At 70.0% G+C, this 15,806-nt stretch carries 13 protein-coding genes; 11 read left to right on the top strand and 2 right to left on the bottom strand.

From position 1 onward, the window contains the following. The first annotated feature begins 247 nt into the window (after nucleotides 1–247). The 11 genes from NB3_RS21570 to NB3_RS21520 all read left to right on the top strand — a co-directional run bounded on the left by NB3_RS21570 (nucleotide 248) and on the right by NB3_RS21520 (nucleotide 13,860). The gene (locus tag NB3_RS21570; RefSeq protein ID WP_067806505.1) at nucleotides 248–1,318 is read left to right on the top strand and encodes a glycosyltransferase family 4 protein; all 1,071 of its coding nucleotides are present in this window, start codon (nucleotides 248–250) and stop codon (nucleotides 1,316–1,318) included. Continuing rightward, complete coding sequence (locus NB3_RS21565; RefSeq protein WP_067806373.1) at nucleotides 1,315–2,445, top strand: glycosyltransferase family 1 protein; 1,131 nt, start codon at nucleotides 1,315–1,317, stop codon at nucleotides 2,443–2,445. The genes NB3_RS21570 and NB3_RS21565 overlap by 4 nt, the downstream gene beginning before the upstream one ends. Before the next feature lie 161 nt (nucleotides 2,446–2,606). Then, a complete protein-coding gene (locus NB3_RS21560; RefSeq protein ID WP_067806502.1) occupies nucleotides 2,607–3,860 on the top strand; it encodes a lipopolysaccharide biosynthesis protein in 1,254 nt (417 codons plus the stop codon). Next, nucleotides 3,857–4,873, top strand: coding sequence for a CgeB family protein (locus tag NB3_RS21555; protein WP_067806367.1), 1,017 nt, complete (start codon nucleotides 3,857–3,859; stop codon nucleotides 4,871–4,873). Before NB3_RS21560 ends, NB3_RS21555 begins: the two co-directional genes overlap by 4 nt. Nucleotides 4,874–4,956: 83 nt before the next feature. Further along, nucleotides 4,957–6,222, top strand: coding sequence for a hypothetical protein (locus NB3_RS21550; RefSeq protein ID WP_244892016.1), 1,266 nt, complete (start codon nucleotides 4,957–4,959; stop codon nucleotides 6,220–6,222). An 11-nt stretch (nucleotides 6,223–6,233) separates the two neighbouring features. Then, on the top strand, nucleotides 6,234–7,499 hold the full coding sequence (locus NB3_RS21545) for a Wzz/FepE/Etk N-terminal domain-containing protein (RefSeq protein ID WP_067806498.1): 1,266 nt from the start codon (nucleotides 6,234–6,236) through the stop codon (nucleotides 7,497–7,499). Continuing rightward, nucleotides 7,496–8,854 carry a glycosyl hydrolase family 28-related protein gene (locus NB3_RS21540; RefSeq protein WP_067806365.1) on the top strand — a complete coding sequence of 453 codons (1,359 nt, stop codon included), beginning with the start codon at nucleotides 7,496–7,498 and terminating at the stop codon, nucleotides 8,852–8,854. Before NB3_RS21545 ends, NB3_RS21540 begins: the two co-directional genes overlap by 4 nt. Further along, nucleotides 8,851–10,176: a GNAT family N-acetyltransferase gene (locus NB3_RS21535; RefSeq protein WP_067806364.1), complete on the top strand. Its 1,326-nt coding sequence runs from the start codon at nucleotides 8,851–8,853 to the stop codon at nucleotides 10,174–10,176. Before NB3_RS21540 ends, NB3_RS21535 begins: the two co-directional genes overlap by 4 nt. Before the next feature lie 193 nt (nucleotides 10,177–10,369). Next, the gene (locus tag NB3_RS21530) at nucleotides 10,370–11,737 is read left to right on the top strand and encodes a glutamate-1-semialdehyde 2,1-aminomutase (RefSeq protein WP_067806361.1); all 1,368 of its coding nucleotides are present in this window, start codon (nucleotides 10,370–10,372) and stop codon (nucleotides 11,735–11,737) included. Continuing rightward, nucleotides 11,734–12,828, top strand: coding sequence for a glycosyltransferase (locus NB3_RS21525; protein WP_067806359.1), 1,095 nt, complete (start codon nucleotides 11,734–11,736; stop codon nucleotides 12,826–12,828). The genes NB3_RS21530 and NB3_RS21525 overlap by 4 nt, the downstream gene beginning before the upstream one ends. A gap of 675 nt (nucleotides 12,829–13,503) precedes the next feature. Further along, nucleotides 13,504–13,860 (top strand): MerR family transcriptional regulator, encoded by a 357-nt coding sequence (locus tag NB3_RS21520; protein WP_244892015.1) that lies wholly within the window; start codon nucleotides 13,504–13,506, stop codon nucleotides 13,858–13,860. Nucleotides 13,861–13,867: 7 nt separating this feature from the next. Here NB3_RS21520 and NB3_RS21515 read toward each other — a convergent pair whose 3' ends face one another. Together NB3_RS21515 and NB3_RS21510 are read right to left on the bottom strand one after the other, a co-directional pair. Further along, nucleotides 13,868–14,287: an ATP-binding protein gene (locus tag NB3_RS21515; RefSeq protein ID WP_084823548.1), complete on the bottom strand. Its 420-nt coding sequence runs from the start codon at nucleotides 14,285–14,287 to the stop codon at nucleotides 13,868–13,870. A 194-nt stretch (nucleotides 14,288–14,481) separates the two neighbouring features. Beyond that, nucleotides 14,482–15,806 (bottom strand): WD40 repeat domain-containing protein (locus NB3_RS21510; protein ID WP_067806356.1); only part of this gene is annotated, 1,325 nt, incomplete at its 5' end.

Raw genomic sequence — 15,806 nt, 5'->3', positions numbered from 1 at the left:
AGAATCGTGATCGGACATTGCCTCGTAATTGCCGGAACTATGCCACATTTCGCCGCGAGTTGGCATCCGGGTGCGGAATTCCCAGTGCTGGAAATCGGTTTCCGCACATCTGCGCGACCGGGATGAATCCGATGCGTGATCTTGCTCTTTGCGGTCGTGAACGAGTTCGGCAGACGACTTCACGGTGCGGCGAACGGGACGAGGAGATCGGGTCGTGACGAGTGCTTCCGGCGCGGTGAAGGTGCACATGACCGGATCGGAATGGTTCGGCGCCGCACCCGGCGGCCTGGGCCGATACTTCACGGACCTGCACGGCGCTTTACTGGATGTGCCAGGGATTTCGGTGTCGGCCGCCGCATTCGGCCTGCCCGACCGGACGCATGCCGGGGCCCGATCCTGGGGGCCGGTCGGCGGGTCGACAGCGGGCCGCGCGCGCACCGCGTTCTGCGCTCGCGACGCGTTGGATCACGGCACGGTCGTCGATCGCCACTTCTGCCTCTACGGCCCGGCCGCCCGGGACCGGCGTGGTCGCCGGTTACCGCTCGTCGTGCATTTCCACGGCCCGTGGGCGGCGGAAAGCCGAATGCACGGGCAGCATCCCGTCGCGGCCTTCGCCAAATACCTCATCGAACGTATGCGGTACGTTTGCGCGGATCGTTTCGTGGTGCTTTCAGAACACTTCCGCGACGTGCTGTGCGACGATTACCGCATCGCGCCGGATCGCATCGAGGTGATCGCGCCCGGGGTCGATCTCACCCGGTTCCGAGCTGCCCCGGTTCCCGCGTCCGCGCCGGTCGTGCTCTGTGTGCGGCGGCTGGAGCGCCGGATGGGGATCGATGTGTTGCTGCGCGCTTGGCCCGGGGTGCTCGCCGAGCACCCGGATGCTCGTCTGGTCATCGTCGGAACCGGCAGCGCGGAAGCGGATCTCCGGCGCGCGGCCACCGAGAATGGGCTCGACGGCAGCGTCGAGTTCACCGGCCGGATTCCCGACCACGAGCTGGCCGCCCGCTACACCTCCGCCGCGCTCACCGTGGTGCCGACCATAGCCCTGGAGGGATTCGGCTTGATCGCCCTCGAGTCGCTCGCCGCGGGCCGAGCGCCGGTGGTCACCCGGTGCGGTGGTTTGCCCGACGCCGTGCAGGGCCTGGATCCGTCGCTGATCGTGCCGCCCGGCGATCCCACCGCGCTCGCGGCCCGGATCAGCGCGGCGATCGCGGGCGCTCGGCCCACACCGGCCCAATGCCGCGCCCACGCGGAGACTTTCAGCTGGCAGGTCGCCGCACGGCGGCACGCGGCGCTCTATCGGGAGTTCGCATGAGTGGACCCGCGGTCTTCCTCGGCCACACCGCCGCGCCCTCCGGAGCCGAACTGGCCACCCTGCGGCTGCTGCGCACACTGCGGACGCAGGGCACCGCAGTGGCGCTGGTGTGCACCGAGGACGGCCCCGTGACGGCTCGCGCCCGCGCCGCTGGGATCGAAACCCGTATCGTCACAGGCCGATTCGACAGCCGGGCGATGACCACGGCATCCGGCCCGTTGCGGCTGATCACCGGGTTTCTCGCGCTGCTGCGGCTGGGCTGGACGGCCGGAGGCACGGTCCGCGAACTGCGCGCTCGGGTATTGGTCGCGGAAAGCAGCAAAGCCCTGGTGCTGGGGGCGGTCGCGGCCCGCCGCGCGCGGGTGCCGCTCGTCTGGCAGGTCCACGACCGAGTGTCGCGGGACTACTTCGGCTTGCTCCCGGCGATCACCATCCGCCTGCTGGCCGCCCTGGTGTGCCGGGGACTGCTGGCCAACAGTCACGGCACCCGGGACACGCTGCCCGCACGTATCCCTGCGGTCGTCGCCTATCCGGGCGTCGCCCTGCCCGCCGCACCGCCGCCGCCGCGCGCCCGCGCGGCCGCCGAGGCGGTCGTGGTCGTCGTGGGACGGCTGAGCCCCTGGAAAGGCCAGGACGTGTTCCTGCGGGCCCTGGCGGCGGTGCCGACCCGGCCTGCCGCGGTGTATCTCGTCGGCGGGACGTTCTTCGACGAACAGCCGTTCCGGCAGTACCTGGAGCGACTCGCCGACGAACTCGGCCTGGCCGTGACCTTCACCGGTCACGTCGACGACCCCGACCGGTATCTCGCCCAGGCCGACGTGCTCGTGCACTGCTCGGTACTGCCCGAGCCGTTCGGGCAGGTCGTCGTGGAGGGTATGGCCGCGGGCTGTGCGGTGATCGCGACGGTGCCCGGCGGCCCGGCCGAGATCATCGATGACGGGCGTACCGGTCGTTTGGTGCCTGCGGGTGACGCGGCCGCGCTCACCGCGGCTCTCACCGAACTGCTGGGCGATCCGGCCGCACGCGCCCGGATCGCCGCCGCGGGCGCCGACCGCGCGCGCGACTTCGACCTCCGCGCCACGGCGCGGGTGGTCACCCGCTTCCTCGACGAGGTGGCGCCGCCGTGACCGAACCCGATTACCTGGCCACACTCACCACCGACGTCTTTCCCCGGGTCGAGCTGCCCCGGCGCCCCGGCGTGCACCGTCGCGCCGACGGGGCGCGCGGGCCGGGAGGCGGTGGCGCGCACAGCAAGCCGAGCCGGTTCGAGGTGCTCGGCGACATCGCCATGGTGAGTTTCGGCAGATACGGTCAGTACATCGTCACGGTCGTGACCGTGCCGCTGATCGCCAGGGTGCTCGGCGCCAACGGCCTCGGCCTGCTCGCCATCGGCATGTCGGCCTACTTCATCGGCTCGCTCGTCGTGGATCTGGGCGTCACGCAGTTCCTGTCCGCCCGCGTGCCGGAGATCAACGCGCGCAGAAAGACTCGCTTGCGGGAGATCAACCAGCTGCGCGGCGACTATCTGGCCATTCGGCTCACCACCGCGACGGTGTTCGGTGTCGCGCTCGCCGTCGCCGTGGCCGTGCGCGTGCCGGAAGCCGGGCAGATGGTGCTGCTCGGGCTGTTCGCCGGTGGCTTCTGGTCCCTGTCGGAGGACTGGCTGCTGATCGGTGAGGGGCGATTCGGCACCTCCACCGCTTATCAGAGCATCGGCCGGCTGTGCTATCTCGGGCTGCTGGTCGGCTTGCTTCCGCAGCTGCCGAACTCGCACATCGCCCTGCTGTGCCTGCTGTTGTCCTCCGTGCCGACCGTGGCATTGACCTGGTGGGACGCCTGGCGCCGGTACGGGTCGCCTGCTCGTCCCCGCTACTACGGCGTCGTGCTGCGCCGCAGCGTGCCGGTGTTCGTCTCCCGGTTGCTGGTCACCGGCTACGGTCAGGGCGCGGCGACGCTGTATTCCACCGTGCTCGACGCCATCTCGCTGGGGCTGTATTCGGCAGGCGACCGCCTGGTGCGCGCGGTCCAATCACTGCTCGACGCCATCGGCTTCGCGCTGCTGCCACGGATGGCCCGGCGCGGCGACGATCACGGGTTCTGGCGGCACAGCCTGCAAGCGCTTGCGGTGACCGTCGCCGTCGCCGCACTCGCTTCGGTGGGCATCTGGCTGGCCGCGCCGCTGCTGATCCGGCTGATCTTCGGTACCGAGTTCGCCGCGTCCACCGGCCTGTTGCGGATCGAGGTGCTGATCCTGCCCGCCACGACGGTCACCTCCTTCATCACCACGGCCATCCTGCCGGTGCGCCAGGACACCACCGGTGTCCTGATCGGCGCCCTGCTGGGGACGCTCGTCGCCGCGGGCGCCCTGGTGCTGACCATCCGGACCCGCTCGGTGCACACCCTGGTCTACGGCCTGCTGGTGGCCGAAATGACCGTCGCCAGCTGGCATCTGTTGCGGGTGCGCTTCCTGACCCGCCGCGACCGGGCCGAAGCCGACACCGTGCCGCTGCCGATCGTGCCCTGGAAGGACATCCGACCATGAGAATCCTGTTCGTCGGCGACGACTGGCTCGGCAGCAACGCGCGTTCGCTGGCCGACGGCTTTCGTCAGGCCGGCCACGACGTGCTCGTGGTCGACTCCACACCGGTGACCCTTCCGGCCAGGCTGTCGCCGCCGTGGGTGTACGCGAAGGCGACCGGTCGACGCGACCCGCGCACGGTCGAACGGGTACACGCCCGGATCGAACGAAACGCCGCCGTGTTCCGGCCCGACATGCTGTTCGTGTTCAAAGGGATCCATCTGGACCAGCAGCGACTGCTCGACGTGCCCGCCGCATCGCATGTGCACTACAGCCCGGACGACGTGTCCAATCCCGAGAACCTGACCGATGCCTACCTCGCCGCCGAACCCGGCTGGGACCTCGTCGTCACCACCAAACAGCACAACGTGCCGGAGTTGCTGGCGCGTGGCGCCCGGGCCGCGGGCTTCGTGCTCAGCGCTTACGACCCGGCCTGGCATCATCCGGCGGCGCGCCGAGGCACCGGTGACTATCTGGCCGGTTTCATCGGAGTGTGCCGACCCGACCGACGTGCCGAACTGGTGTCCCTGGCACGCCGCTACGGACCGCGCCTGCTGATCCGCGGCCCCGGCTGGCGCCGGGTTCCTGAGCTGCGCGCCACCCGGGCCGTCGTCGGCGGCGCGGTGTACGGTTCCGGATACTCGGCGGCGGTCGCCGAGGTCACAGCCAATCTGGTGCTGCTGAACTCCGGCAACCGCGACACCCACACCTGCCGTACCTTCGAGGTGCCCGCGGCCGGTGGACTGTTCGTGGGTGAACGCACCGGCGAGCACGCCGAGCTGTTACGCGACACCGTCGAGTGCTTCCTGTTCGACGGTACCGACGAACTGGTCTCGATTCTCGATTGGGTTGCCGCCCACCCGGAGCGGGCGGCCGAGGTCGCGGCGGCCGGGCACCGGCGGATCACCGCCGGGGGGCATCGTTACGTGGATCGCGCCCGGCAGATCGTCGACCTGGCCGCGGAGGTCGCGAACTGAACGCCTACACCGAAATAGCCGCTGTCGCGGCCGCTCTGGTCACGGTTGCGGCGGCCGCGCTGTGGGTCCCCGGCATCGCCCGCGTGTTCTTCATCGCGCAAGCCCTGTTCTGGTCGCTGTCCTACGTGGCGCGGCCGCTGGTGTTGCTCGCGGTGCTGCCCGACCCGCATTACGGCGACAACATCTCCGACCCCCGGCTGGCCGGACTGGGGTACGACCGCGGAATCGGTCTGGTGCTCGACCACGTGGTGTTCGGCTTGTGGTGTTACGCGCTGCTGGTGATCGGTTACGCGCTCTGGCGGCGGCGGCACCCCCCGAGCGCGGTCCCGGCCGCGGTCGCGGATCCCGGCGTGATGCCGACGCTGATCGTGCTCTACGCGCTCGGGCTGCTGGGGCGGGCGGCATCGGTGGCCACCGGATCGCTGGGCGCGGCCGGTGAGGTCAGCAGCGGCAATCCCCTGCTCAGCTTCGTCGCCACGTTCGCGGGTATCGCGGCGCTCGGGATGATCGTCTTCCTCCGGCCGGCCCGGCCGCAGACCACGGCGCTGGTGCTCGGCGCGCTGTTCGCGGGCGAACTGTACTGGTCGTCGGCCGTGCAGTCCAAGACGCCGATCCTCGCCGCCGCACTCGCGCTGGCCGTGCGGTTCTCGATGCTCGGCTGGAACCGGCGCACCACGATCGGCGTGGCGTTGATCGGCGTCCTCGGCGTCGCCGGGTTCGGCTGGTTGCAGTCGTTCAAGAACTCCGGCACGGCCGCGCTCGACGCCACCGTCGTCGACTCCCGCTACCCGGACAATGTCCGGCCGTTCCTGAGTATCCTGCGGCGCTTCGACCTGCTCGAAGCCGCCACCGACGCCTACTTCGTCGGACCGGGGGGCTGGCTGTCGCCCGGCGAGGTTCTCCACCACGCGAGCCTGAGCCTGATCCCTGCGCAGGTGCTCGGCGCCGAGAAGCTCCAGTCCGGTACGGCATGGGCGAACGACGTGCGTGGCGCGTCGGTGGATATGAGCACCGTGTCGGTGTCCCTCGCGGAGGGCAACGTGAACGAAGGCTATGTGCTCGGCGGCGGGGTCGGCGTGCTCGTCGCCGTCGTGTTCACCTTCGGGCTGTTGCTCGCTTGGGAGCGCTCGCTGTATTCGCGGTACTTCCCGGTTCTCGTGCTCGGGCTCGCGATCACCGGCGCCTCCACGCTGTTCGAACGCGGGATTCTCGGAAGTTTCGAGAATCTCGGCAAGTTCGCCCAGTCGGCCGTGCTCGCCTGGTTCGTCCATCTGATCGTCACGGAATTCCGCCGCCGTCCGACGCCGCTCCCGGCACCGGCGCACGCTTCAGCAGTTACGAAGACATGAGGTCGCAGTTCATGGGTTTGATCGATATCTGGCACATCGTTCGACGGCGGTGGGTGCTGATCGCCGCGATCGCGCTGACCGTCACGGTGATCGGCGTCTGGTACGCCTCCTCCCGCGCCGTGACCTACGTCGCCAGCAGCACCATGTACGTCTCGATGGCCACCGGTACCTCGGTCAACGACTCCTACCAGGGCGGCCTGGCGGCCCAGCAGCGCGTGCGGTCCTATCTCGAACTGGCCACCAGCGCCGCGGTCGCCGAGCGGGTCGTCCACGACCAAGGGCTGACGGAATCGCCGGACGAGTTCCGCGGCCGGATCACCGCCTCGTCGCCGCCCGCCAGCACGATCCTGGAGATCGCGGTCTCCGCGCCCACCGCGCAGCGGGCGCGCGATCTCACCGACGCCACAGTCGCCCAATTCCGTGCTCTGGTCGACAGTCTCGAATCCATCGAATCAGGCGCCGCTCCCGCCGCCCGCGTCTCGGTCGTCGACCGTGCCCGGCTCCCGGCCGCTCCGTCAGGCCCCGGCACGAGCCGGTTCGTCGCCATGGGCTTGTTCGGTGGACTGCTGCTCGGCTTCGCGGCCGCGTGCCTGCGGGAACGCACCGACCGGCGTATTCGCACCAGTGGCGACCTCGCCGAGGTCGCGCCGGTCCCGGTGGTCGCCGCCTTCGACCACGGAGAATCCACCTCCGAGGCGGCCCGGCGGCTGCGCAATCACTTGCGGGGCGCCCAGATCATCGAATGCACCAGCCTCACCGACCGATCACAATCGAAGGTGGCGAACACCCTGGCGCTGGCCTTCGCCGATGCCGGTCATCCGGTGATCCTCGTCGACGCCGACACCTCCGGCGACGGAAGCTCGGGCACGGTGCCCGGTCCTGGCCTCACGACGCTGCTGCGCGGCGGTGTACCGCTGGACCGGGCGATCACCGAGGACTGGGGCGGGACCGGGGTCGCGGTGCTGCCGATCGGGCACATCGAGCCGGACACCTCCGACCTGATCGCCTCGGAACACTTCGCCCATCTCATCGCCGATCTGCGCGAGCGCTACTACCGCGTGGTCATCGAGACCGCACCGGTCGGTCATGCCGCCGACGCGGTCGCCGTGGCCCCGTTGTCCGATGCCATCCTCGGCGTCGCCGATCTCGGCAGACTCACCGAACCGCAGCTGCGTACCGCCTTGACCGCGTTCGGCACGTCCGGGCCGACCGGCGTGGTCGGCTGCCGCACGCCCGGATCGACGGCAGACCGACTGATGGGATGGTTGAGGGTATGAGCGACGACATTCTCCGGCGGCGCCGCTTGCTCGCCGCGACTCTCGGTGCGGCGGCGGTACTTCCGATCGCAGCCGCCTGCACCACAGCCGAGTCGGACGACCCGCAGTTCCGGTCCCCCACCACCGATGCGCCTGCGGCGCGCAACGTCCGAGACTTCGGAGCCGTCGGAGACGGCATCGCCGACGACACCAAGGCTTTTGCCGCGGCCGTGGCGAAGGACCCGGATGGCCCGCTGGTGCTCTACGTGCCCGCCGGGCACTACCGAGTCGAGTCGATGCCCGATCTGCCGGACTACGCCACGATTCTCGGCGACGGCGCCGACGTCACCACGATCGTCTACGCGGGCGACGGCACTCTGGTGCGGCTGCGCAAGCGCAGCCGGGTCCGTTTCGCCCGGCTCGGCATCTACACCACCGGTCCCGGCTCGACGGCGGTCGAGCTGTCGGAGTGCTTCCGCTGCTCCTTCGACGCGGTGGTATTGCGCGGCAACCACCTCAGCGACAACCATCCGCGGTACCTGTCCCAGCGCGGCGTCGTGTTGCGCGACAACACCGGCGGCACCGCGTTCATCAACTGCGACATCAACAATTTCGGGATCGGGCTGACCACATCCTGTATCCAGAATTACGTCACCTCCTCGAAGTTCACCAGTAATCACACCGGCGTCCTCGGCACGGGCAACGACCACAACGCCGGGCTGGCACTCACCAACGTCGAATTCGTCTCCGACCAGAACCCGCTCACCACCGACCGGCACCTGCGGGTCGACGGCGCCTCCAACGACTGGTGGCTGACCAACGTGTGGTTCGAGGGAGCCGACATCGCGGTGTCGGTCGGCGACAACGGGCGCGGCGGGCCCGCGCAGTTCGGCATGGTCAACGCGAAGGTCGCGGCTCGTTCGGTCGGGCTCGAACTGAACTACTGCCGACAGCCGTATCTGGCGAACGTGATCTTCGACGCGGAGTCGCAGCCGCCGGGCATCCCGGTGCGCGTGAATCCGGCCGGCTGTCCGGAAGGCACCGCGGTCGGATTGATATCGGGGATCACCGACGACCTTCCCGCCGAGGCGTTTCCGGCGGGCTGGACCGTCATCGGCCGCAAGGGCATGCGCACTCCGCGGTTCACCGGCACCGTGGTGTCCCAAGCGGGGCCGCACGGCGCGGACGTGTTCCAGGCACAGAGCAGCGACGGCGCTGTCCGCGCCGCGGTGGCCGCCGATGGGACCTGGGTCTGCGAGCACGCCGACAACGGTCCGGTGCTCAAGGCGCCCGACGGCGGCTACTGGCGGCTCACCGTCTCCGACGACGGGAAGCTGGGCACGGTAGCGCTCGGCAGGAAGCGTCCCGGCGGATGAGCCGACGCACGCACCGCAGCATCGAAGCGCCGCAGGCCGTCACCGGTCCCCTCGGGACGGCGGTGCGGTTGCGGCCGCCGCGCTTCGACGATTACGCGGAGTGGCGGCGGATCCGGCTCCGCGACCGCGCGATCATCGAGCCCTACTGGGTCAGCTCGGAACAGGACTGGCCCGCCCGTCACACCGCCCGCCACTGGGTGCGGGAATGCCTCGACAACCGGGCCGACGCGCGCGCAGGGCGGCGGATGAGCATGGTCATCGAGGTGGCCGGCCGGTTCGCCGGACAGGTCGAACTGGCCTCGATCGACGCGTCGGCAGGCAGCGCCGAGCTCGGCATCTGGATCGGTTCCGCCGTCGCGGGCGGCGGTATCGGCGCCCTCGTCCTGACCATGATCACGCACTTCGGATTCCACACCCTCGGCCTCATGCGAATCAGCGCACCGATCGCGCCCGGCAACATCGCCGCGGCCAAGATCGCGACCGCGGCGGGCCTGCGGTACGAAGCCCGGATGCGCGCCTATTTCGATGCCGGTGGCGCACGCCGCGACCACGAGCTGTGGGCGGTGACCAGCGCCGATCGGCCCGACCGCGGGCTCCCCGCCGTCCATCCGGCCCGGCAACGCCCGCACCCGCAGACGACGCAACTGCCCGCCGCCTCTGCCGCCCCGCACCTTGTGAGCATCGCGGTCGCGTATCTGCGGTATCAGCTATCCCGAGTGCTGCGGGTGTTCCGGTGGCTGCGGGGCAGCGCCGCCATCGCGCTCACCGACTCCGATGACCGCGGCGAGGTGCTGGTGCGATCACGCCGTGTCTCCGACTTCCGGCAGCGCCGCGCGGCCCGTATCCGCAATCGTGCGACGCTGGCCCGTGACCCGCACATGTCACCCGCCGCCTGGCTGCGCCGGCATTCCCTGCGCCGCTGGCTGGCCGAACTCGCCGAAGCCAGGACCGGCCTGCGTTCCCGGCCGGGGCTGACGCTGACGATCCTCGACGACGGCCGCTTCGCTGGGGAAGTCCGGCTGCACGGGCTGGACATGTTCGATCGCAACGTCCGGCTCAGCATCTGGACCGATGCCTCGGCCCGCCCGGAACTCCGCGCACGCGTGCTCCGCCTGCTGGTGCGTCATGCGACCGAACGGCTCGGAATCCTCCGCATCGCCACCGCGATCCCGGTATCCGACCCGGCCGCCGCTGCCGCGGTCGCCGCGGTGGGGTTCGCCGAGGAGGGTCGGATGCGCGGGCACCTCGATGTCTTCGGCCCGCGCGGCGATCACGACCTCTGGGCCTACAGTCATCCGGCCGGAACGGCTGCCGCCGGATGACGCACCGGTCCATGAGGAACCGGTCCCGTGAGTTCGGCGACCGAGCGCGCCCCGACGCGCGACCCCAACACCCCCGGCCGGTCCCGCGACCTCCTCGACGCCGGAGCGTGTCCAGGTCCGGCACTTCACCGGCATCGCTGCGCTTTCCCGGCTTCTCGCCAATACCCTGCCCGCACCGCACAGGGAGCACCAGATGACTCCGCACCCCGGCCTCCCACCGCACCACGGGTTCGCCCGCAGCAACGCGCTGCAGCGTCGGCTGCACGAACTGGTGCCGGGCGGCGCGCACACCTACGCCCGCGGAGCCGACCAGTACCCCGAGCAGATGGCGCCGGTATTGGTGCGCGGCAAGGGATGCCGAGTCTGGGATGCCGACGGCAACCAGTACGTCGAGTACGGGATGGGACTGCGTTCGGTCACCCTCGGCCACGCCTACGCACCGGTACTCGACGCCGTGACGGCCACGATCGCCGACGGAGTGAACTTCAGCAGGCCGACCGAGCTGGAATTGCTTGCCGCCGAGGACTTCCTGGACCTGGTTCCCGGTGCGGACATGGTCAAGTTCGCCAAGAACGGCTCCGATGCCACCACCGCCGCCGTCCGGCTGGCCCGGGCCGTGTCCGGTCGCCAGCGGATCGCCGTCTGCGAACAGCCGTTCTTCTCGGTCGACGACTGGTTCATCGCGACGACACCGATGTCGGCGGGCATCCCCGCTCAGGTCGGCGCCGAATCCGTCCGGTTTCCCTACAACGACGTCGACGCCCTCGCCGCGGTGCTGGCGGGCGACACCGTGGCCGCGGTCGTCATGGAGGCGGCCACCGCGACCGCGGAACCCGAGCCCGGCTATCTCGAAGCGGTGCGCGCCCTGTGCGATCGGCACGGCACCCTGCTGGTGTTCGACGAGATGATCACCGGATTCCGCTGGGCCGCAGGCGGCGCGCAGTCCGTCTACGGCGTGACTCCCGACCTGTCCTGCTGGGGCAAGGCCATGGGTAACGGATTCCCCATATCGGCGCTCGCCGGACGACGGGAGTACCTGGAACGGGGCGGTCTGCGCACCGACGCCGACCGCGTGTTTCTGCTGTCCACCACGCACGGCCCGGAAACCAGCGGGCTGGCGGCCTTCCGCGCGGTCGCCGCGGCCTACCGGACCGGCGATCCGATCGCCCGAATGGAAGCGGCCGGCGCCGCACTGGCGACCGGGTTCACCGCGCTGGCAGACGGACTCGGCATCGGCGACCACCTCCGGGTCCGCGGTCGCTCCTCCTGCCTGATCTTCGAAACTCTCGATTCCCACGGCAACCCGTGCCAGGCATTCCGCACCTTGTTCCTGCAAGAACTGCTCCAACGCGGAGTACTCGGGCAATCCTTCGTCACCTCGGCGGCCCACGACCACGACGCGATCGCCGCCACCCTGTCGGCTTGCGCGGCCGCGGCCGCGGTGTACCGGACCGCCCTCGAACGCGGCACCGTCGACGGACTGCTGCGCGGACGACCGGTCGCCCCCGCGATTCGCCGCACCGCCGCACCGCGGCTGATCGAAACGAGCACATCTCGATGACCACACCCCGCATCGCCATCGTCCACGAACGGTTCACCGAATTCGGCGGATCCGAAGCCGTCGTGGGCGAGTTCGCCCGCACCTGGCCCGGCGCGGACATCTACGCCCCGATCGTCACACCGGACGGAATCCGCGCGCCCGTCCAGCATGTCCACGACACCTGGCTTTCCCGCGCCCACGCGGTGACCCGAGGTCGGCACGCCCCGCTGCTGCCGTTCGTCCCCCGTTCGCTGCGTCGTATGCCGTTGCGGGGCTATGACGCGGTGGTCGTCAGCCACCACTCGTTCGCCACTCAGGCCGCCTTGGCCACCGACGCGCCCGTGATCGCCTATGTGCACAGCCCCGCGCGATGGGCCTGGGATAGAGAGTTCCGTATCCGCGAAGCCGGTGGACGGGCCGGCCAGTTCGCCCTCGGCGCCCTGGGCGCACTGGCCCGCCGCACCGAACTGCGCGCCGCGCCGCGCCTGACCCGGGTGATCGCCAACTCGACCGCCGTCGCCGACCGGATCCGCGACTGGTGGGGCCTCACCGCCACCGTGATCAATCCCCCCGTCGATGTCGACCGTTTCACCCCCGATCCCACCCGTGCCCGGGAGGACTTCTTTCTCTGCGCAGGTCGCCTCGTTCCCTACAAACGCGCCGACCTCGCCATCCGAGCCGCGCAACTCGCCGGTGTACGGCTGGTCGTGCTGGGCGGAGGTCGTTTCCGGCCTCAGCTCGAAGCCCTTGCCGGACCCGAGACGACTTTTCTCGGCGCCACCTCCACGGACATCCTGCGGGACATGTACCAACGCTGCCGAGCCCTGCTCATGCCCGGCGTGGAGGACTTCGGCATCGTCCCGGTCGAAGCCATGGCCTGCGGAACCCCGGTGATCGCGATCGGCGCCGGCGGCGCGCTCGACACGATACGACCGGGCACCACCGGCGAACACATCGCTCCGGGCGCCGATCCGGACGTCGTCACCCGCTTGGCCGCGGCGATGGCCGACTTCGACACCGCCCGCTACGACCCGCACATCGTCCGCGCCCACGCGGAAACGTTCGCGCCACCCGCGTTTCGGGCCCGGATGGCCGCATTCGTCGATCAGTAGGTCGACCTCACAGCGCATTGTCGAACGCTGTTCGCTCAATGCGCGCCACCGGACACCGGATATGGGACGGCCGCAGGTTCCCGGTTCGCGAGTGCGCTCAGCCGTGGCGGCAACTTCAGCGGGCTTCTGCGACCCTCGGTGTCCCGGACCTGCCGTGGCGAGTGAGCAGCCGCGCGGCGGTGCCGCGGCTGGGCACGATCGCGAGCGGCTTCATCGACCCGAGAGCGGGAGATGGTCCGGCATGACCCACCTTTACCGGAGGCGGGGCCTATAGAAAACCCCTACCCGCTAAGCGGCAAAATGTGTATCGCAGGGTGTAGACATTCTGGGAGACGAGGTGTACTTTCTCTGTTGTTGGAGATGAGATGTCTGGTTGGCCGGGCAGGTGAACTGCACCGGAAGCAAGATCCACCGTCCCCTCCGGCGGAGAAGAGAATCCGGTGCAGTCGGCCGGACCGCCGGAGGGGATGACGAACTCCGCAGACACGTCCGGCGACCCCAGGAGGTGGTTACTGAACAGCTCTTCCCAGATTCCGCGTCCCGGGCTGTTGCCGGGCGCGGTTCCCGCGGTCGGCGCTACCGCCCGACCAGCGGGATCGATGTGAAACCCCCCTCGATCCCGGGCCCCGGCGCACCACGCGCCGGGGCCTGTCGACGTTGAACCCCAGAGGTGTTGTGCAGCAACCGAACGACCCCACCGACCCCACCAGCGCCGCCGACCGGCTGGATGACGAGGACTACCCCGCCTACAGCATGGGCAGGGCCGCGGAAATCCTCGGCGTCACTCCCGCCTTCCTCCGCGGCCTCGACGCCACCGAACTGCTGACACCGCAACGCTCACCAGGCGGGCACCGCCGCTACTCCCGGTCGCAGTTGCGGATCGCCGCGCGGGTCCGCGCGCTGGTCGATGCGGGCACACCGCTGGAGGCGGCGTGCCGGATCATCGTCCTGGAAGACCAACTCGCCCGAGCCAACGAGCTCAACGCCGAACTCACCCGGAAAGAGTCATCCGCGCCGGACCGCGACAGCTGAACCGCGATCACCCGCGGCCGCGGGTGCCGAGTTCGGCCCACACCGTCTTGCCGCGCCCGTGGTAGTCCACGCCCCAGCAGGTGGCGAGCTCATCGACCAGGATCAACCCCCGCCCGCCGGTGTGATCCGGTCGGCGGATCCGCGGCGGCACGTGCGAAGCATCGTCGACCTCCACCCGCAACCAGCCGCCGTGGCCGGCCACCGTCAACCGGCAACCACGCGGCGCGCGGGCATGCACGACAGCGTTGGCGGCCAGCTCGTCACACACCTGCACCGTGTCCTCGACCACGACACCGGCGAGCGGCGTGAGCAGGCGTCGCACCGCAGCCCGCAGCTGCCCCAATGACACCACCTCGAGATCCCACTCGACCGCAGCGCCAGCGGCGCGTCCATCGGCACGCGCCGGATTCAGTGTCGAAACACCCACCCCGCACCCCTCCTTTCACTCGCCGAGTACCGGCCTCCACACGGACAGCACTACCTCGCCCCGACATACCCTCAGCCCACCGACGAAAACACCTGTTCACGCTCACCCCGGCAAACATGGTGTGACAGTCGGGCGGAGATGGCGGTGAACGCGATCCATCTCACCGCAATGCCGCATGTCGTTGCGAGTGCGCCTCACGGGCAGAGTCGGCGAGGAGTCGTGCCGGCGGGGACATACTGCGCCCATCGTTCCGAGGTGAACGTTCCTCGCGCCCAGTCGCAGAGATACCCGACGACATCGGTCGTGAAGCGCACATCCCACAGCAGCACCGCGTCGTCGGTACCGCCACTGGCGAGGGTTCGACCGTCTGGACTGAACGCCACCGCTTGGACGCCGCCGTTGAGGCCGCTGAGCGGGTCGCCTATCGGTTGCCGGGTGGCGATGTCCCACAAACGCACCGTACCGTCGTAACTGCCGGTGGCGAGGGTGTGGCTGTCGGGACTGAACGCTACCGACCAGACGCTGGCGGTGTGCCCGATCAGGGAGTCACCGGACGGAGAGCTGGCACTGTCCCACAACCGCACCGTACCGTCGGAGCCGCCGGCGGCGAGAGTGCTGCCATCGGAACTCAGTGCCACCGATTTCACGCCACGGGTGTTGCCGATGCGGGGCTCCCCGATCAGGCGCCCGGTAGTGGTATCCCACAATCGCACCGTCCCGTCCTCCCCGCCGGAGACGAGGGTGCGGCCGTCCGGGCTGAACGCCACCGACAGGACACTTAGCCCGTGCCCGGTAAGGGGGTTTCCGATCGGTTGCCGGGTGGTGAGGTCCCACAATCGCACTGTGCCGTTCTCGTCGCCACTGGCGAGGGTGCGGCCGTCCGGACCGAACGCCACCGACCAAACGCGGCGGACGTGGCCGGTGAGCGGGTTCCCGGCCGGTCGGCGAGTGGTCGCATCCCACAACCGCACCGTGCCGTTCTCACCGCCGCTGGCGAGCGTGCGGCCGTCCGGACTGAACGCCACCGACCACACACTGTCGGCGTGCCCGGTGAGCGGATCTCCGATGGGTCGGCGGGTTGTGGTGTCCCACAATCGCACCGTGTGGTCGAAGCTGCTGGTGGCGAGGGTGCGGCCGTCCGGACTGAATGCCACCGACGTGACGTAGGCGGTGTGGCCGGAAAGGGGATGTCCGGTGGACTGCCGAATGGTGGTGTCCCACAGCCGCACAGTACGGTCGTCGCCGCCCGTGGCGAGGGTGCGGCCGTCCGGGCCGAACGCCATCGCCACGACGTTGCCGGCGTGGCCGGTCATGGCGTCTCCGATGGGTTGCCGAGTCATGGTGTCCCACAACCGCACTCCGCCGCCGGAGTCACCGACCGCGAGGGTGCGGCCGTCGGGGCCGAACGCCACCGACCAGACGCCGCCGGTATGGCCGGTGATGGGATCGCCGATGGGTTGCCGGGTACTCGTGTCCCACACAAGGACCGTGCGGTCGTAGCTGCCGGTGGCGAGGGTGC

The sequence above is a fragment of the Nocardia beijingensis NBRC 16342 genome, assembly GCF_001612785.1.
Taxonomy (GTDB): Bacteria; Actinomycetota; Actinomycetes; order Mycobacteriales; family Mycobacteriaceae; genus Nocardia; species Nocardia beijingensis.
This window is presented reverse-complemented; position numbering and strand designations above follow the sequence as displayed.